This window comes from Phreatobacter sp. GW821-FHT04C01 (assembly GCF_059420385.1).
The window spans coordinates 40,112-58,423 of the sequence record NZ_JBWKTP010000009.1; the positions used below are offsets into that span (position 1 = coordinate 40,112).

The following is an 18,312-nucleotide window of genomic DNA, read 5'->3' on the forward strand; positions in this document are numbered from 1 at the left end:
CTCATGCCCCGCCCACACATAGGCGGTCGCGCCGGGCCCGGGCAAGGCGCGTGACAACAGGCCGCAGACAGGACGGCGCCGCCGCCGTCCGCCGCGACAGCCTCAGCCGTGGTGCCGCGTCACCCAGGCGACATACTTGTCCACCCAGCCTTGCAGGAAGGGCTTGATGCCCTCGCCGGCATCGCCGGATGCGGTGAACAGGTCGGGCTTGGCCTGGACGAAGACCTCGGGCTGGCCGAGCGTCGGCACGTCGAGATAGGCGAGCACGTTGCGCAGGTGCTGCTGCGCCATGGCCGTGCCGATGGCGCCCACGGAAATGCCGATCACGCCGGCTGGCTTGCCGGCCCAGGCATTGTGACCATAGGGCCGCGAGGCATGGTCGATGGCGTTCTTCAGGACGCCGGGCATCGAGCGGTTATATTCGGGAGTGACGAACAGCAGGCCCTGCGCGCCTGCGATCTCGGCCTTCAGCCGCTTGACCGCGGGCGCCTGGTTGGCGTCGTCGTCCTGGTTGTAGAGCGGCAGGTCGCCGATCTCGGCATGCTGGAACGAAAAGGTCGGCGGCGCCAGTTTGGCAATGGCCGTGGCGAGCTTGCGGTTCAAGGAATCGTGGCGAAGGCTGCCGACAATGACGGCGATCTTGTACTGGGGCATCACGGGGTTCCCATCGAAAGAGGCCTTGGACGAGCAGGGCCAGTCTACAGCCCTGCCCCGGCCTTGTCGTTTGCCGTCATGCCGGACGGGAATTGTCGGGATGCAAGCGCCGCGCGGCCATGGCGGCCCGCCGCGATATCGGCGATAAGCGCGGCCGAAACCCGCGCCGAGAAGACCCTGCCATGACCGCCCGCGCCCGCGACTTCGGACTGATCTGCGGCGTGCTGCCGCCCGGCCCGCTCAATGCGATCACCGATGTCGAGGGCGTCAGGGTCGGCCACCGCACCTTGCGTGCCGGCGATCTCATGACCGGTTTCACCGCGATCCTGCCGCATCCCGGTGACCCGTTCCGCGACAAGGTGCGCGCCGGGGTCGACATCATCAACGGCTTCGGCAAGAGCGCCGGCCTGATGCAGGTCGCCGAGCTCGGCCAGATCGAGACGCCGATCCTGCTCGGCAACACCTTTGCCGTGGGCACCGGTTTCAACGCCCTGGTGACCCGCGCGCTCGCCGCCAACCCGGATATCGGCCGGGACACCGGAACGGTGAACCCGGTCGTGCTCGAATGCAATGACGGCTGGCTGTCCGACATCCGCGCCCGGGCCCTGACGGAAGCCGATGCCGTTCTGGCGCTCGACGCGGCCCGGGCCGGGCCGGTCGAGGAAGGCGCGGTCGGCGCCGGCGCCGGCATGAGCGCCTTCGGTTTCAAGGGCGGCATCGGCACCGCCTCGCGCCGCGTCGCGCTGGACGGAGGCGACTACATGGTGGGCGTGCTGGCACTGGCCAATTTCGGCAATGCCGGCGACCTCGTCCTGCCCGACGGCCGCCGCCCGCTGCCGCCGCGAACAACGGCGACCACCACGCCCGAGCGCGGCTCGGTCATCCTGGTGCTGGCCACCGACATTCCCCTGGAATCACGCCAGTTGCGCCGCATCGCCCGGCGCTGCGGCGCGGGGCTCGCCCGGCTCGGGGCCTTCTGGGGCAATGGCAGCGGCGATATCGCTGTCGCCTTCACCACCGCCGGCCGTATTGACCACCACGACGGCGCCGATCTCGGCGCGCTGGTGACGCTCAACGAGAACCGCATCGACCTGCCCTTCCGCGCCGCGGCGGAAGCGACCGAGGAGGCCGTGCTCAACGCGCTGCTGGCGGCGCCGGCGACATCAGGGCGTGATGGTCACTGGCAGCCGTCGCTGGCGGATGTGCTCGGCGGCGCGTCCTGAGCCCCGTCCTCAGAGCCAGCGGCGCGTGCGGCCGAGCAGCGCCTCGTAGGTCGCGCCGAATTTGCGCTTCAGATAGGCCTCCTCGCGCACCACGATCATCCGGTCGAGCGCCAGCCAGAGCACCGGGGTCAGGATCAGGCCCCATTCGAGCGAGAAGACCAGGCTGATTCCGAGCAGGCCCAGCACCATGCCGAGATACATCGGGTTGCGGGTGAAGCGATAAGGCCCGTCAGTGACGATGGTCAGCGTCGGCTGGGTCGGAATGACATTGGTGCCGGCCCTGCCGAACAGCCGGGCGGCGCTGATCGCGCACCACAGCCCGGCCGCCGTGATGACCACCCCGGCGATCACCTGCAGGTTGAAGCCGACGGCCGGCGCCAGGAAATGCGGCGGCAGCCAGTCGAGGATGATGGCCGCCACCAGGGCGGCGGCCGGCAGAACCGGCGGCAAGACCGGAAGCCCGGGATTGTCCTGGTCGCGATCGGCCATGCTGTCCTCCGCGTCTGATCTCACCAGAGATCGGTGACGCGGCAACGTCGCGCAAGGCCCGGTGCGCGCGCCGATGCGCGCGAACGGCCTTCTCAATAGACGAATGTGAGCCCCAGAACCGGGCCGTGTTGCAGCGTCTCCAGCTTGACCGGCCCGGCATTCGGGTCCTGGTAGTTCTGATAGAGGACGCGATACCCCACCCTGTAGGTGACCGGGGTGTTCAGTAGCATGCTGTTATAGCCCAGATAGGCTTGGCCGCTGACGCTGGCGCGCGTCCCCAGCCCGAATCCCCCGACATCGAGCTGGGCGAACAGGTTCCACTGCGCGTCGAGGTCGTAATAGACGCGGCTGCCGACGAAGATATCGGCCCAGGAGCGGCCATGGCTCGAGTCATGGCCGGCAAGGCTCGTCCGCAGCCCGACCTGGGTCCAGCGGACACCGACAACCGGCTCGATGGCGAACACCTGCCGATCGCCGAGGAGCGTCCGCCCGCCCAGCTCGCGCTCATAGATGCGGTAGTAGGCGCCGACGGAGAACAGGACCGACGTGTTCACCAGCCTGAGCCGCTCGCCCAGGACGTTCTCCGCCTGGCTCGTGCGGGCATATTGGGCGTCGAACGACAAACCGACCGTGCCGTTGGTGATGCCGGCACTGCCCATGACACTAAGGTCGAGCGTCTTCAGCACATCCCCGAAGGAGGCGTCCAGGACGGTCGAGCGGGCGAGGACATCCGACCTGCCGTGGACCGATGCTGCCCAGACATAGGGACTGACCAGGATCCGCCAGCGATCGGCAGCCGGGGCCGCCGGTATCGCATCCGGCGGCTTGTCCTGCTGCGCGTGGGCGGTTCCGGCGCAGAGCGCCAGAACCATGCAAACGGAACCGAGGGCCCGGACTGTGGTTCGCGTCGGACGGCCGCCGCGGCGGTGGGCATGCGCATGCATCGTTATCGCCTCATCGAACGGCAAGGGCCGCCGCTTCGTCGACGCAATTGACCCGCGGCGTCCGATTCGCCTGGCGCGCACGCGTCAGCTCTTCGCGCGCCGCCTGAAGGTCGGCGACGAAGGCGGGGTCGGAATGCAGGCGCGACAGCGTGGCGGCGGCCATGGTCCGGCCCGCTTCGACATCGCTCTGCCAGTGCGCATTGCAAATGACCCGGCTTTGTCCGAAGGCCAATCCGCGTGCCAGGATCCCGTTCGAACGCTCCGGATTGATCTCGGCCAGTGCCAGGGCCCAGCCCCAGCCAACCGCGGAGTGCCCGGACGGATAGGAGCCGTCGGTCCGGAGGACCGCCTCGTCGCCGGGCGTGCAGGTGCCCTCGGCGTGCCTGACGAAAGGACGCGTCCGCTGGACCTTGTTCTTGACGCCATAGGTGGACAGGCCGACATCGGTCAGCAGCTTCCGCATCAGGTTGTACAGACGCGGCGTATTGGTCTCGTCGATGGCGATGCCCATGGCGCAGGAGAAGTTCTCGGCGGGCTGCGGGAAATTCAATCCGGCGTCGCGGACCGCCTGCTGCCAGCGCGCCGATCCTCTCAGGCGCGCGGCTTCGGCTCGCGCCTCCTCATCCCTGGCGAGCGCCGCCGAACCCTCTGCCGGCGAGGCCGGAAGAAGCAGCAGGCTGTCGGGCAAGTCGGCCTGCTTCAGATAGCCGGGCACGAGATTGAAATGGGGATCGGTCGGCGCATTCGAGGCGGCGCCATTGTTGGTCTGCGCACCAACCGGCCCCGCCACGGTGATCATGAGGGATGTCAGGATCACGGAGAGGAGATTCTGCTTCATCGTGCTCGCCACATAAGCCAATAGGTCTGTCCAGCTCTGCTCTGGGTTATGAATCGGAGGTCGGGGAAAGCTGCGGGTCACGGCGCATCCGGCACCGCGGCACAGGGATCGGGACCGGCTGATTGGCGCGAACGGAGAAGGCCCGGCCGGCTCCTGCGCCCGGACGATCCAACGCTCGCCGCTCCAAGGACAGTTCTCGTTCTGGCCGGACTTGTCCCGGCCACCCGCGAATTGACTGCCGCGAGCGGCAGAATACGTGGCTGCCCGGGACAAGCCCGGGCAAGACGAGGCATGCCTGGGGATCAGTTCAGGGGGCTTGCCTCTGGGAGCTTCCAGCTGCCGTCGAGAATGGATTGCTCCGGACGATAAAGCCGCGCGGTGTAGTTCCAGCCCTCGACGATCGGCAGGCAGTTCGGAATCTTGCCGTCACAGCCGCCGAACTGGATCGTCACCGAGCCGTCGGTGTTCTTCTTGGCGGTGATGCTGTTGATCGAATAGGCGTTGAAGGGGTTTTTCTCGAAGAAACCCCGCGGGTTGTAGACGCTGATCGACCAGAACTCCTTCACCGGCACATTGGTCGGCACGTGGAGGGTGTGGACGGTGCGGCCATCGTTCTTGGCGGGCGTGTAGCTCACATAGGTGGCGTCCCGGTCGGGAATGCCGCCCCATCCGGAGGCCGTGCCGATCAGATGCTGGATCGGATCGACCTGGCCACGCGCGCCGAAGGCGCCCTGAAAAGACGGCTGATGCTTTGCCAGGACGAGCAGCGCATTGCGGATATCCGTGAGGCTGGCTTCGTCCCAGTTGGGGAGCTCGAGCCGCCCTGCCGCGCTCTGGCTGACCTTGATCGCGTCCTGAAGCCTGTGGACCTCCTCGAGATCCTTGCGATCGTTGGGATCGACCAGCGTCCGGATGGCGACGAAGGCATATCGGGTGCCCACCGATTGCTGCGTCAGGGTGATCGGCTGCGGCCCGTAGGCGACGACCGGCAGGTAGTGGTCCTGGTCGACCACCATCATCGACATGTAGCGCTTGCCCGCGTCGGGCAGCGTGAGCGTCACCGGACCGGCGGCGAGATCAAACACCGCGAACGAATAAAGCGTGTCCCGGTTCATGCGAATGACCGTCTGATTGTCGATCGACGCGGGTTCACGGGAGTGCTGGAACCGGCCCAGTCCGCCGATGACCCTGGCATTCATCGCGAGGTAGTTGTCGGTCTCCGCCCGGTTGAAATTAGTCGTGGTGACCAGCGTTCTGCCGCTGGGCGCCTGGGCGAATGCCCCACTGGCCAGTGCAACCGAAGCAATCGCAAGACCGATCCCAACCAAGCGCAACATCAACACACCTCTTCGTTCAAGGCCGCGCCCGGGAATGCCGTAGGGCCATTCCACCCGGCGCGGCATGGGCCAACTCGAATGCCGTCCAGCCGATCACCGTCCGATCGGCCGACGTGCTTTGTTCGGGTCATTTCGAGCATGGGCAGGCAAGCCGTCTTGCCATTTCGCGCCAATCGCCATCGGACCGCCGGATTTCTGCCATGCGGCGCCCACGATGCCCCGACGGAACCTAAGCAATCCTTTCGCCATTCGCCCAGAGGACGGCCTATTTCGGAAACAGGAACTGGACCTGCGTCCGGATCTGCCAGGACGAACCGCCGGTCGGCGAGACGGCGTTGTAATAGGCGGCAAGCTGCATGTTCACGGCCTGCTCGCCGATCTTGAAGGCACGGCCGAAGCCGCCGCCGACCGGCAAGGTCCAGCGCTCGCTCGACTTCGCCTCCCAGTTCACGCTGATCACCGGAGACGAGGTCAGATACCAGCCGTCATGAAGGTTGTAGTTCACGAAGGGCTGGATCGTCGTCTGGTTGACCGTGTGGCTGTCATCGAAGGACCACATGTGATTGACCAGCGCGCCGATCACCCAGGGGCCCGACATCGTCAACGCAACCGCGCCGGCGCCGGCGCCCCAAGCGGCTCGCCCGAGCGCCCTGTCGGTCGAGGTCGGAAGCTGGAATGTCGGCCCGACACCCCAGATGATGCCGGCCGTCGGCTGCTTGGGAGAAAAGAAAAAGCTCGGGTTCACATTGCCCAGGCCAAATTCGCGGTCGCCTCCGATCGCGAGCGCCGGCTGCGAGATAATGGGCGCGATCCAGCGCGTGATCAGGTTCCAGTCGTCGTTCAGCGAGATCGGGATGACCGGCTGGATATTCATGACGTTCTGAAGGCCGGAAGTGGGGCCGACGCCGAAGTTCATGTTGTTCTGAATCGGCAGGCTGATCACGGTGGAAAGGGGGTTTTGCGCAGCCCTCGCGAGATCCCCGCCTCCCGTCTCCCCGGCGCGGGCGAACGAGGCGGCGGCGAGGCTCCACGCGGCCACTGCAGAAATAAGCGCCCGATTATGCATCTGTTTTCATCCCATGGTCGCTCGCATCCCCGATTTCGCGGGATGCGGCGCCGATCAAGAACGCTCCAATGCCGTCTGACCAATCACCGTCTGATCGGCAGGCGAACGTTGTTTGGATCATGTCGAGCAAGGACTGGTCCCCAGTCTTGCCATTTCGCGCCAACGGCTATTCGGCCCCCGCGTTTCCCCCAATGCCGCGCCCGCGCCGCGCTGTTCCTCGCCGCCACGGCCCGAAACTGAGGAAAACTGGCGAAGCCGCCGCCGATCGCGCCGCATGCTCCGCCCGGTGGGAGGCGGCACCTCGTTCGGGCCATGTCCGTGATTCCGTGTGGGCTGTGGCCCCGACGCCTTGCGCCGTTCCCCGGAGAACCGCCGGGTGCGTGGCGAACGCAGGCCGGACGGTCATCGGCTCGCTTGAACGGTTCGACCATCGGCCCTTGACGAGGCCGATCGCTCGCGCAGGCCGGTGCCTCCTTTCCACCGATCGCCGGGCGGGACACACTCCGCCCCGATCTTTCCGTGCATGGCAGGTCGCAGGCCTTGCCATTTCGCGTTCACCGCTACCGGCTCTTCACGATCTTTCGATAACGAAACCCCGGAAGCACCAGCATCGCTCCTGTGATCGCCGCGAGATCCAATGCCCAGCATTCCTTTGACGCGCTCCCAGCTCCTTCTTCCCTTCGTCGGAATTCTCGACGAAATGGGCGCGCCGACGAATTCGCTCCTGGAAAAGTTTCGGCTTCCGTCCGCCCTGGAGGAAAAGAGCGATCTCTATGTACCGCTCCTGCCGGCCCTGCATTTCGTCGACGCCGCCCAGCGCGGCCAGGGCATCCCGGATTTTGGCTTCCTCGCCGCTCAGCGGCTGCATTTTGCCCATCTCAGTGAAAAGACCCGGGCCCTGATCGCCCATTCCCCGACACTGCTCGTTGCGCTCAGGCATTCCTGCCATTGGGCATCGCGCGAAGACACCATTCTGACGATGTGGATCGAACAGCTCCACGACCACGTGCGGATCTGCAGCAGGCTCGCCGGAACGCACGGTGCTCTGCACCTGAAATACGTGCAATGGATTCAGAATATCTTCTCGATCTACATCGTCCGGCAATTTGCCGCGCCCGACTGGATGCCGGCGGAAATTGCCTTCGAATCGCATTATGCACCGAGCCAGGCGACGCAATCCTCCTGGCCGAACGTACGGTTCCTGTCAGGCCAGCGCGCGGCCTGGGTCAGCGTGCCGATCTCGCACCTCAGCCTCCCCAACCGCTCGGCCGGACCACGTCCGCCGCAGCACCATTACGAGGAAGGCCCTTCCGGCTATGACATTGTCGAACTCCTCAAACTGATGTTGCCGGCCTATCTGGACGATGGAGCACCCGCTCTTGCCGACGTCGCGGAGATGGCCGGCGTCAGCGCGCGCACCTTTCAACGCAAGCTCTCTCTGGTTGGCCTGGCCTATTCGGACATCCTCGACACCGTCAGGTACGAGCACGCGAGCCGGCTCTTGCGCGACACCAATACCAAGATCATCGAGGTCGCATTGTCTTCCGGCTACGCCGATCCGGCGCATTTCAGCCGCGCCTTCCGCCGAATTTCCGGCGTTGCACCGCGTCAGTTTCGTGAGCAGTCGCGGCTGCGACAATCCGGCGAAGCGCTGTGAGATCCCCTCTTGCGCCGGACGTCTCACGCAACATATAAAGTTGCATGAAAAACGACAGTCGACTGTCCGGCGTGCTCCATGTTCTGCTGCACATGGCGGAACATGATGGCCCGGTGACCTCCGAAGTCCTCGCCAGGGCGATGAGCACCAATCCGGTGGTGATCCGGCGGATCATGGCGGGGCTGCGGGACCAGGGCTATGTGCGATCGGAAAAGGGCCATGGCGGCGGCTGGACGCTGGCCTGCGACCTGTCGCGGGTGACCTTGCGCGACATCTACTCGGCCCTCGGCAGCCCCTCGCTTCTCGCCCTCGGCAACCGCACGGAATCGCCCGGCTGCCTTGTCGAGCAGGCCGTGAATTCGGCCCTCAACCAGGCCTTCCACGACGCCGAGACGCTGCTGCTCGCGCGCCTCGGCGAGGTGACATTGGCCATGCTCAGCGCGGACTTTCACCAGCGCTTCATGGCGCGCGGCGGCTCGCATGACCTGGAGACCGTCCATGCGTCATGACGCGATCGGCATCGGCGGCACGGCCAAGACGCCGGGTCATGCTCGCGCCGCGCAACCAGGCGGGTTGCCATCGTGAGCGAACGGATGGCTCCCTTCTCCGATCCCCAGGCGGTCGCCCGCTATGCCGAAGGTCCGCCGCGCTTCGTGCCCGGCTACGACGCCATGCAGCGCATGACGCGGCTCCTGCTGGCCGAGCGCGCGCCTGCAGCGGCGCGCGTGCTGGTTCTCGGCGCCGGCGGCGGCCTGGAGTTGAAGGCCTTTGCGGAAGCCCATTCCGGCTGGAGCTTCGACGGCGTCGACCCGTCGGCCGAAATGCTCGACCTGGCCGGGCGCATGCTCGGGCCGCTCGCGCCGCGGGCGCACCTGCACCGGGGTTATATCGACGACGCCCCGGACGGGCCGTTCGATGCCGCGGCCTGCCTGCTCACCCTGCATTTCGTGCCACGCGAAGAGCGCCGGCGGACAGTCCTGGAGGTTCGCCGCCGCCTGAAGCCCGGGGCGCCCTTCGTGGTGGCCCACCTCAGCATGCCCCAGGGTGACGGCGAGCGCGCGCTCTGGCTGTCGCGGCACGCCGCCTGCCTGATCGCCTCCGGCCTCGACCCGGACAAGGCGGCGAACGCGCGCACGGCGATCGACGCCCAGACGCACATTCTCACGCCGGATGAGGACGAGGCGATCCTGCGCGAAGCCGGCTTCTCCCAGGTCAGCCTGTTCTACGCCGCCTTCACCTTCCGCGGCTGGGTCGCCTATGCCTGATCCCTCTGCAATACTGCCCGATCGCGCAGAGGACAGAGATCGCCGCCATGAGCATGATCGACCTGCCGGCCCGTGAGGACACCGCACCGCCCGAAACCTTCGACGTGATGATCGTCGGCGCCGGGCTATCGGGTGTCGGGGCCGCCTGGCACCTGACCCACCAATGCCCGGACAGGAGCTTCGTCGTCCTGGAGGCGCAGGACAGCTTCGGCGGCACCTGGCTCACCCATCGCTTTCCGGGCATCCGTTCCGACAGCGACCTCTATACCCTCGGCTACCGGTTCAAGCCCTGGACCGGACCGCCCATCGCCACCGCCGCCGAGATCCGCCGCTACATGGCCGAGGTCATCGCCGAGAACGGCCTGGAACCGCATATCCGCTACCGGCACGCGATCCTGTCGGCCGACTGGTCGCCCGCAGACAAGCGCTGGACCGTCACGGCGGTCAGGACCGATACCGGAGAGACGCTCCGCTTTGCCGTCAACTTCCTCTGGATGTGCCAGGGCTATTATCGCCACGCCGAGGGCTATACGCCGGACTGGGACGGCATGGCGGCCTTCAAGGGGCGCATCGTGCATCCCCAGACCTGGCCCGACGACCTGGACTATGCCGGCAAGCGGGTGCTGGTGATCGGCTCGGGCGCCACCGCCGCGACGCTGGTGCCGGCCATTGCCGGCGATTGCGGCCACGTCACCATCCTGCAGCGCTCGCCGACCTTCTACCGCACCGGCCGCAACGCCATCCCGATCGCCGACGAGCTCCGGCAATTGCAGATCAAGGAAGAGTGGATCCACGAAATCGTCCGCCAGAAGATCCTCTACGAGCAGGCGGCCTTCACCCGCCGCTGCCTCGCCGAACCGGACGCGGTAAAGGCCGACATGCTGGCCGATATCAGGGCTCATCTCGGGCCGGAGGCCGAGATCGACCCGCATTTCACGCCGCGCTACCGGCCCTGGCGCCAGCGCATCGCCTTCGTCCCGAACGGCGACCTGTTCGCCACCATCCGCTCCGGCAGGACCTCGGTGGTGACCGACGAGATCGAGCGTTTCACCGAGACCGGCATCCTGCTGAAATCCGGCAAGGCGCTGGCCGCCGACATCATCGTCACCGCCACGGGTTTCCATCTGAGCGGCCCGGACGCCATCGCCCTGTCGATCGACGGCAAGCCGCTCGCCATGGCGGAAACGGTGACTTATCGCGGCATGATGTTCACCGGCGTGCCCAACCTCGCTTGGATCTTCGGTTATTTCCGCGCCAGCTGGACCTTGCGGGTGGATCTGGTCGGCGACTTCGTCTGCCGGCTGCTCAACCACATGCGCGACGTCGGCGCGCGCGAGGTCGCGCCGGCGCTGCGCGCCGAAGACCGGGACATGCCGCTCTTGCCCTGGACCGATCCGGAAGACTTCAATCCCGGTTACCTGATGCGCGGCCTGCATCTCCTGCCCAAACGCGGCGACAAGCCGGACTGGCAACACAGCCAGGACTATTGGGCCGAGAAGGACCAGTTTCCCGCCATCGACTTCGCCGATCCGGCCTTCCGGTTCGGCTGAGCCCGCGATGGCCGCGGCCCGGCCGCTTGAAACGACCGCGCGGCCGTGCCACGACTTGCGCGACCTCACCTTGCGGCAACGGGAAGCTGGATCCGCCCGACATGATGTCATCTGCGACCAGGGCCTTGGACATGGTGGCCGCTTTCGACAAGGCAACGTCGACGCGCGCCGTCGGGCGGCTCCTGCTCGATGCGATCGAACCTTTCGGCGCCCGCAGCATCTTCTCGGCCTCGTTTCCGCTGCGCCCCGGCGCGACCGCCAAGGAATTCATCGCCGGCCGCGACCTGTTCGCGCAGATCTCGCCGCGCGGCTGGGTCGACGGCTATCACCGCCAGGGCCTGCACTCGCGCAATCCGATCATTTTCGCGCCGACCCGGCGGGCCACCGCCTTTCGCTGGACCGATCCCGGCTTCGACGACCTGAAGGACTGGGCCGGCTTCGCGCTCGCCCGCGAGCTCGGCATCACCGATGGTTTCGCGGTGCCCTGCCACGGCCCCGACAACCGGGTCGGCGTTGTCAGCTTCGGTTTCGAGCGGTTCGATCTTTCGCCGCACGACAGGCTGACCATTTCGCTCACGGCCATGCTGGCGCATGAGCGGATGAAGGCACTGACGCCGGCGCGCGCCGCGGCCTTGAAGGTGCCGGTGCTGACGCCGCGCGAACGCGACTGCCTCGCCTTTGTCGCCGACGGCCATTCCGACGCCGAGATCGGCGAGCGGCTGGGCATCTCCCAGAACACCGCCCATGACTATGTCGAAAACGCCAAGCGCAAGCTCGGCGCCCGCACCCGCGCCCAGGCGGTGGCGAAGCTTTTTGCTTATGGGTTGCTGTAGGCGCGCGTAGGTCCGGCGCTCGCGTGCATCTCGGGAAGCCGTGTTTTCTGCGTGATGCTTTCTGGCTTGCGCTCCTCGACAGGTCGCGCCGGAACCACCGCCCGCACCTCGCCCCAGCGGGGAGAGGTCGGCCTTTGAGCGCAGCGAAAAGGTCGGGAGAGGGGGCGAGGCGCTTGACGAAACGTCACCATGCGAGACGGGCAAAGCTTTGTTCGGAAATCACAAATCCCCCTCTCCCGGCGTCATAGCATCGAGCGAACGCGAGATGCGTTCGCACTCGCTATGCGGCCGACCTCTCCCCGCCGGGGAGAGGTGAAGGGGTGGAGGTTTACTCGAGAGTCCCCGCAGGGCGGCGAATTCAGGCGCCGTCGCGAGATGTCTGCGGACGCGACAGCGGCCCGCGAGCCCCCGCCCCTATCTTCCGCCGCAGCACGAGCCGGCCGACAAATCCGTGGCAGGCAGCGCCCGCCACGGATCATCGCAGACTTCACCCTCCCGGCAGTTCGGCCTGGCGAGCAAATTGCAGTCAGGCCTCATAACCAGAAGGCGACTGTTGGAGCGATCTGAACAGCGGCGATGAAGTTGACCATCGTTGACGCCGTAATGTTAGACGCCCTGGCGCTCCGGAACGAATCGTGAAAATTTGGGCATCAATGGCGCTGATCGAAACTGAAAGCATCTCGTCTTGGCCACCACCGACATTAACTTTCGCAATATCCGCAAGCATCGGAGCTCTCAAAACGACGGATTTGAGGAGCTTACCCGCCAATTGGTGCTTGCCGAGCCCCCCGAAAACTATGCATCAATCGAAAATCGCGGACCTGGAGCCGATGGTGGGGTCGAAATACTGGTCAGGTTTCCCGATGCGCGTATATGGGGTTGGCAAAGCAAATATTTTCCCGATTCATTCGGGGCGTCCGAGGTTGCCCAGCTCAAAAAATCGTTCAGCGCAGCCTTGGCGAATTTTCCCCACCTGGAGCGCTATCATGTTGCCGTTCCCCGAAATTTTTCGGGGCATGCCGAAGGGGATCAAGATACTCAAACGAAAAACTGGAACGGCTTCAAGAGGTGGTGTGGCGATGAAGCGGCTAAGCTCGGCCGGTCGGTTTCAATTGAGCTCTGGGATGAAAGCTATTTCGTAAGTCGGCTGCAACGTAATGATGCAATCTATGCCGGTATGCGACTTTATTGGTTTGATGAAAAAGCTCTGGAGATTCAGTGGTTTGAACATCAGTTGGCCAAGTCGTTTTCCTATATTGGAAAACGATACCGTCCTGACGATCACGTGAAAGTCAGAATAGCTGATACAATCCGTGTGCTGCGCCGAGACGATAGCTTCGAAGATCGCTTGCAGCGTGTCTCGCGAAACGTGGCTGACGCGATAGCCATCCTTCAATCTCTCATTAAGACGGACGGTGAAGCCGGCGCTCTAAAAGAGCATTGCAGCAGCCTATCAAAATTTTTCGAGGAATTTAGTGGTGCTTTGGCAGATTGCGATCACGGAGATCTATACGCACGCTTGCTGTCGAAGCATTTGAGCCAACTTACTCCAGCTAGATATGAAAATATGGCCTATCGCGCTCTTATTGACGCACAGTACGAGCAAATCAAGGAAATTGACCCCGAGACAGGCAAAGAAAAATCCAAGTATACGTACTCTGAGGGGGTTAGGAGGAAAATAGGAGATCTCGCCGCGAAGCTCGGAGAGGCAGCGTCGGAGTTCTCATCGGCAGAAATCGAATTGCTACAACATCCCATCCTGCTTGTGGATGGACACGCAGGTGTCGGCAAATCCCACCTCCTCGCCAACGAGGTGGAAACTCACATAAGGAACGGCAATCCCGCGTTGTTCGTTCCCGCGCGAGTTCTCGATCACGGTGACAGACCCGAACAGGATTTGTTGCGCTATTTGGATATCAGCGATCTCAGATTCGAGACTTTCTTAGCCGCACTACATGCCGCCGCACTCGCAAGCGGCTGCCCGGTTCTCTTTGTCATCGACGGTATAAATGAGAGCTTGTTCGCCAGGGGATGGGAAGGCGGGTTGCCAAGCCTCATTACACAGATCAAGAAATTCAACCGCATTGCACTTTGTGTCTCCATTCGCTCTTCCTACCGAGAACTTTGCATACGGACGGGGCTAGACATAACCCGGATTTCACATCACGGCTTTAGAGGCCAGCTTGGGGAGGCGGCAAAGGAATATCTCGATAGGAATGGGATCGAGCGCCCGTCAGCCCCAATCTTTGGTTTGAACGAGATCCTTTATAATCCGCTGTTTCTCTCGACGGCGGTGGATTTCATGAAAGCGACCGGTCAGGTGTCGTTCCCGCGCGGCATGGATTCCGTTGCGACCCTAATATCATTCTGGCTTAGCGCAGTTGAACAAAACCTGATCACGAAGGGGTTTGATCGCGTTTCACTGAACGACGGAAAAATTCCCAAAATAATGAAAAAACTAGCGTCAGAAATGGCGACGGGGGAGAGCGAGTACGTTGCATATGAGGTGGCTCACAAGATCTGCGAAGAAGTGGTTGACCTCGCACCTCCGGCAAAACAAAGCGACCGGCTTTTGCCGCGTCTGATAGATGAAGGATTGTTGTTAGACTTTCCTTCTGACGACTCGGATACTGGAAAACGGGTATCGTTTGGATTTCAGAAATTCAGTGATTATTTCATTGCCGACGCAATAATCCGCGATTGCAAGACCGCCGAATTGCTTGCCAAAGAGCTCAAACGCGATGGCAAATATGCTTATCTATTTTCTGTGAAGCGATTCCATGAGTTCGCTGGACCACGTGTCGCGCTTCTTGCCCTGACGCCCGCCCGATTTGCGCGAGAGTTGCCATTAATTGAAGAAAAGTTCGCTGAGAGCATTCACATCTCAGTGGAAGAGTTCATATCATCCCTTTTGTGGCGACGGAGCCAGAACATTTCAGAGGAAACGGTAGACCTAATAGAGCGCCAGCGGCAAAGGAAAGGCAAGAATCGCCCGTTGATCGACGATTCCAGTTGGTTTGACTTGCTTCTGGAATTGGCCCCGCTACCAAACTGCCTGCTCAACGCGTCTTATTTAAAGAAAGAGCTTGCATCGTTACCGCTCGGAGAAAGGGATGCGAAATGGTCAGTCTATCTGGTTGGGAAAGCTGAGACTTATGACGATGATTGGTCTGTCGTACAACAATTGATTGACTGGGCTTGGGTTGCGCCAAAATCCGAGATCGAAACTGAAAAGATTCATCAAGTGGCGATAGCGCTTGCTTTGATGACCTCGACCATGGATAGGGAACTGCGGGATTGCGCGACAAAGGCCTTAGCCAGCCTGCTCGTCAAATTCTCCGACGAGATTTCGATATTGATAGACGAGTTTGCCGACTGGGATGATTCCTATGTCCGCGAGCGCGTCTTGGCCGCCGCGGCGGCCGGCGTCCTCTACTGCCATGACGTAGGCGTTCTGAAAGCTGCCGCACTCGCCGCCGACAGCATGGTTTTCGGCAAGCGTCCGGTGGAGCGCCATGCCTGGACAAGACGCTATGCGCAAATCATCGTAAATCACGCCGCCTTTAACAAAGTTGGCATTGATGACGAACTGATATCGCGATCTGCCCCACCTTATTCGTCAGAGCCTATATCCGACTGGCCGACTTTGGAGCAAGTCGCACCCCTCCGTGAGAGCGCTAGTTCGATCTTCAATTCGGTCGTCGGCTTCATCGGCACACATTTTGATGGGAAGGCTCCCATGATGGCCGGAGACTTCGGCCGCTATACGATGGGTGGAATTGATGACAATTTTTCCGAGGTCGTTCGAGGAGATCTGCCTCCATCATCTCGCAAGGAAGAGATAGAGTACTTCTGGAACAAGGTTGCTGCACTCGGTCCAGCCGCCTGTGATGCCCATGCCGAGCTCACCCGATTATCTGAGTTGCAGGAAAAAGCCAGACTCTCCGGTTTCTTGAAATCCTTAGGTAGAGATGACGGCTTGTCGGAAGACGACGAAAAAGAACAGGAAACCAGTACTGTAGATGCTGACAAGACGCCTTATACGGAAGCAGAAGATTCACTTTTTGCGTTGTTGCCTCCTGATTTGAAGCAAGAATATGAGCGACTTCGACCATTAAACCGATTTGGCGAAAGCGGAGTTTCAAAATTTTCGCTCCTGAAAGGTCAGTGCTGGGTCTTCAATCGGACGTTGGAACTTGGATGGCAACAGTCGCTGCACAAGACGATCGAAGGAAATCGCCTGAGGTATTCCCATGGCAGGCATGACCACCAAGTCGAAAGAATTGGCAAGAAATATCAACATATCGCGTTCGGCGAGCTAGTCGGCTATCTTGCTGATTATCATTGGTATGTGGATTGGGACAGGGAACCTCGGGTCCTGACTTGCCTTGAAGATTTCAAACGTGCCGATATCGATACGACGTATTTGAGTGGCTCATTTAGCAAGCCCGCTGAGACGTATTTGCCGGAAGCAATAAGCTTACCTGAAATGACCTTTGTTCCTGAAAGTCCCGAAAGCAACATGGCCTGGACAAAAACGTTGGATGATATTCCAGACCCCGTACAGTTTCTCATTCAATCGAACGGAGATGGGCAACAATGGTGTTTGCAGAACAGCTTTTGCCGAAGCAAGGATTACATGAACGGTTTCGAGTCGAGCGATCCATTCAGAAGCGCTCAGTATGGAATTGAACTCATTCTCGTTGATCAGTCAGAGTTGGGAAAATTGGAAAACCTGACCACCGAGAGGATCAATCAACATAGCCATGATGTGTTCGAGAACGGTTGGTCCTCGCCCTCCCTCTTCGGCCAAAGGAGCTTTAGGCATCAAGCCTCTGTTCCGGCTCTTTCGCTGTCGCATCGCGTGGCGGATTTCAAATTTGCACGTATAACCGAAGTATTTTCTCCCAAATATAGTGAATTTGATCGAAGTGGCGTTTCAGACGAGACCGACTTCTCCACGCCACACCCCGCCTTGCTTGCAGAATTGAAGCTTAGCCCCAAGGACGGATGGTCCAGGTTCTTTATTACGGCCGACGGGAATCCTGCGTTTTCTGACAATCCCGCATTCTTGGCGGGCGTCACAGTTATTCAGCAGGATCTCATCGAAGAATTTGCAAGGAATCACAATTTGAAAGTCGTTTGGAGAGTTTGGGTCGAAAAAGACGGAGGGTTAGGAACTAATCACGGTGGCGGGAGAAACGGGCAATTTGCGCGCAATGACTTTATCGGTTTCTTTTTTGAAGACGGCGGGAATTGGCGAGGTAAATTGATCCCGTTTCGCAGTTGACTGATCAGCTTCAATTCCACCCTTTCGACCACGACGGTTGGTCGAAGGTTTAATTCTGGGGGAAGGAGGGCGTCGGTAGGAAGCGGCGGTTCCACCGGGTGGTATGTCTGCTACCGAGTTCTGGACACCGGAAGCTGCCGGACTGCTACCGGCCCCAATCCGGTCATGCCTTAGCTTGTTCACCGAGCGGCAATGATGCCGACCGCCTGCGCAAATATCTCGCCCTCTTCGACCTAAGCTTCGAGGATCTGCGCGCCCTCCGATCGCCTTGAAGGCCATTGGCCGGCGCAGCGGCAGGGCGAGCTCAGGAAGCCGGCCCGTTGGAGGCCTGATCCCTTGCCGCATGGAGCAGGGAATCCATCGACATGTTGCCAGGGCCGCTCACCATCCCCTCATCGACCAGCTTCTGCATGGCAGCGATCTTTTGGCTCCGCTCCTGATCCCTGCGGATCAGGTCGCGGATGCAGTCGCTGGCGTTGCAATACCGGCCGTCCCGGACCTGGGCCTCCACCCAGTCCTTCATGGGATCAGGCAGGGACACAGTGATGGTCGCCACGGCCAATCTCCTTGCTCGCCCATCACGGCATAGATCGCCAAGAACTGTCAAAACCCCGAACGAAACAACCGATCATCATTCGGGCAGGCCAACACGCAGCGCGATGTCGCCGCCCCTCACCCCGCCAACGGCACGGCGAGCCCGACCTTGACGCGGTCCATGGCGACGAAGGTGCGGAACCGCTTGACGTTGTTGTTGCCGAAGAACAGCCGGCGCGTCAGCGCCTCGTAGTCGCCCATGGTCGGCACCACGATGATCAGGATGAAGTCGGCTTCGCCGGTGACGTAATAACACTGCTGCACTTCGGGCGCGGCGGTGAACTCCCGCTTGGCGGCATCGATCAGCGCGGCGGTTTCGCTGATCACCTCGACCTCGACGAAGATGGTGAGCGGCTGGCCGACATGCAGGGGGTCAACGACGGCGACATTGGCGCTGATGACGCCGGCCTCCTCCATGCGCCTGATCCGGCGCTGGACGGCCGGCGCCGACAGGTTGACCGCCTCGCCGATCACCCGCTGCGGCGTCCTGTTGTCGCGCTGCAGGATGGCGAGAATGGCGAGGTCGAAACGGTCGAGCGCGACCGAGGATGGACGGGACGATATCGGGGCCA

General features: G+C 62.3%; 16 protein-coding genes. 8 read left to right on the forward strand and 8 right to left on the reverse strand.

Annotated features, from left to right (window positions below):
* Positions 1-102: 102 nt before the first annotated feature.
* A complete protein-coding gene (locus tag AC07WJ_RS27745) occupies positions 103-654 on the reverse strand; it encodes an NADPH-dependent FMN reductase (RefSeq protein ID WP_494937934.1) in 552 nt (183 codons plus the stop codon).
* Positions 655-836: 182 nt separating this feature from the next.
* On the opposite strand from AC07WJ_RS27745, the gene AC07WJ_RS27750 reads away from it, so the two are divergent.
* Positions 837-1,877: a P1 family peptidase gene (locus tag AC07WJ_RS27750; RefSeq protein ID WP_494937935.1), complete on the forward strand. Its 1,041-nt coding sequence runs from the start codon at positions 837-839 to the stop codon at positions 1,875-1,877.
* 9 nt (positions 1,878-1,886) lie between these two features.
* Here AC07WJ_RS27750 and AC07WJ_RS27755 read toward each other — a convergent pair whose 3' ends face one another.
* The 5 genes from AC07WJ_RS27755 to AC07WJ_RS27775 all read right to left on the reverse strand — a co-directional run bounded on the left by AC07WJ_RS27755 (position 1,887) and on the right by AC07WJ_RS27775 (position 6,401).
* Positions 1,887-2,366, reverse strand: a complete 480-nt coding sequence (locus AC07WJ_RS27755) for a methyltransferase family protein (RefSeq protein WP_494937936.1) — start codon at positions 2,364-2,366, stop codon at positions 1,887-1,889.
* A gap of 92 nt (positions 2,367-2,458) precedes the next feature.
* A complete protein-coding gene (locus tag AC07WJ_RS27760) occupies positions 2,459-3,238 on the reverse strand; it encodes a hypothetical protein (protein ID WP_494937937.1) in 780 nt (259 codons plus the stop codon).
* Between the two features lie 82 nt (positions 3,239-3,320).
* Positions 3,321-4,148 carry an acid phosphatase gene (locus AC07WJ_RS27765; protein ID WP_494937938.1) on the reverse strand — a complete coding sequence of 276 codons (828 nt, stop codon included), beginning with the start codon at positions 4,146-4,148 and terminating at the stop codon, positions 3,321-3,323.
* A 302-nt stretch (positions 4,149-4,450) separates the two neighbouring features.
* Positions 4,451-5,485 (reverse strand): DUF1254 domain-containing protein, encoded by a 1,035-nt coding sequence (locus tag AC07WJ_RS27770; protein ID WP_494938210.1) that lies wholly within the window; start codon positions 5,483-5,485, stop codon positions 4,451-4,453.
* Positions 5,486-5,750: 265 nt separating this feature from the next.
* Positions 5,751-6,401 carry a hypothetical protein gene (locus AC07WJ_RS27775; RefSeq protein WP_494937939.1) on the reverse strand — a complete coding sequence of 217 codons (651 nt, stop codon included), beginning with the start codon at positions 6,399-6,401 and terminating at the stop codon, positions 5,751-5,753.
* 787 nt (positions 6,402-7,188) lie between these two features.
* Between AC07WJ_RS27775 and AC07WJ_RS27780 the strand changes: the two genes are divergently transcribed.
* The 7 genes from AC07WJ_RS27780 (at position 7,189) to AC07WJ_RS27810 (ending at position 17,418) form a co-directional block, all read left to right on the forward strand.
* The gene (locus AC07WJ_RS27780) at positions 7,189-8,208 is read left to right on the forward strand and encodes a helix-turn-helix transcriptional regulator (protein WP_494937940.1); all 1,020 of its coding nucleotides are present in this window, start codon (positions 7,189-7,191) and stop codon (positions 8,206-8,208) included.
* A 44-nt stretch (positions 8,209-8,252) separates the two neighbouring features.
* Positions 8,253-8,717 carry an Rrf2 family transcriptional regulator gene (locus AC07WJ_RS27785; protein WP_494937941.1) on the forward strand — a complete coding sequence of 155 codons (465 nt, stop codon included), beginning with the start codon at positions 8,253-8,255 and terminating at the stop codon, positions 8,715-8,717.
* Positions 8,718-8,801: 84 nt separating this feature from the next.
* The gene (locus AC07WJ_RS27790) at positions 8,802-9,473 is read left to right on the forward strand and encodes a class I SAM-dependent methyltransferase (RefSeq protein WP_494937942.1); all 672 of its coding nucleotides are present in this window, start codon (positions 8,802-8,804) and stop codon (positions 9,471-9,473) included.
* Between the two features lie 47 nt (positions 9,474-9,520).
* Complete coding sequence (locus AC07WJ_RS27795; protein ID WP_494937943.1) at positions 9,521-11,023, forward strand: flavin-containing monooxygenase; 1,503 nt, start codon at positions 9,521-9,523, stop codon at positions 11,021-11,023.
* Between the two features lie 101 nt (positions 11,024-11,124).
* Positions 11,125-11,856 carry a helix-turn-helix transcriptional regulator gene (locus AC07WJ_RS27800; protein ID WP_494937944.1) on the forward strand — a complete coding sequence of 244 codons (732 nt, stop codon included), beginning with the start codon at positions 11,125-11,127 and terminating at the stop codon, positions 11,854-11,856.
* A gap of 685 nt (positions 11,857-12,541) precedes the next feature.
* Complete coding sequence (locus AC07WJ_RS27805) at positions 12,542-17,146, forward strand: NACHT domain-containing protein (RefSeq protein ID WP_494937945.1); 4,605 nt, start codon at positions 12,542-12,544, stop codon at positions 17,144-17,146.
* 98 nt (positions 17,147-17,244) lie between these two features.
* Complete coding sequence (locus AC07WJ_RS27810) at positions 17,245-17,418, forward strand: hypothetical protein (protein WP_494937946.1); 174 nt, start codon at positions 17,245-17,247, stop codon at positions 17,416-17,418.
* 32 nt (positions 17,419-17,450) lie between these two features.
* Here the strand turns inward: AC07WJ_RS27810 and AC07WJ_RS27815 are convergent, their stop codons facing one another.
* Together AC07WJ_RS27815 and AC07WJ_RS27820 are read right to left on the reverse strand one after the other, a co-directional pair.
* Positions 17,451-17,702, reverse strand: coding sequence for a type II toxin-antitoxin system ParD family antitoxin (locus AC07WJ_RS27815; protein ID WP_494937947.1), 252 nt, complete (start codon positions 17,700-17,702; stop codon positions 17,451-17,453).
* A 116-nt stretch (positions 17,703-17,818) separates the two neighbouring features.
* Positions 17,819-18,304: an Lrp/AsnC family transcriptional regulator gene (locus tag AC07WJ_RS27820; RefSeq protein WP_494938211.1), complete on the reverse strand. Its 486-nt coding sequence runs from the start codon at positions 18,302-18,304 to the stop codon at positions 17,819-17,821.
* Positions 18,305-18,312: the final 8 nt, after the last annotated feature.